This window comes from Ferrovum myxofaciens (assembly GCF_000735045.1).
Lineage (GTDB): Bacteria > Pseudomonadota > Gammaproteobacteria > Burkholderiales > Ferrovaceae > Ferrovum > Ferrovum myxofaciens.
The window spans coordinates 1-253 of sequence record NZ_JPOQ01000468.1; the positions used below are offsets into that span (position 1 = coordinate 1).

Here is a 253-nt window from a genome sequence, read left to right on the forward strand (position 1 = left end):
TTCATTTCAACCACGAAGCCGCCGGACATACCGGAGTTTTGCTGGCAAGGTTGGAGCAGTTTTCAGAGAAGCTCTGACGACTTCGGCACGGTACAACGAGGCCAGCTTCCCGATCTGCGATCTGGCGCCGTAAAAACCGCAGCCCTGACCAAAAAACGCAAGGGCGATGGTTCGACTCATTGACGCAGGGCTCCTTGACCGCACGGCTGCTATGATGGCTTCTCGATGCTCGTTGTACTTGGTCGAGGTGTAG

Annotated in this window: 1 protein-coding gene; it reads left to right on the forward strand. The window is 55.7% G+C overall.

Annotated features, from left to right (window positions below):
• The coding region (locus IV91_RS19400; protein ID WP_035418813.1) for a hypothetical protein at positions 1-183 on the forward strand (183 nt) is incomplete at its 5' end.
• Positions 184-253: the final 70 nt, after the last annotated feature.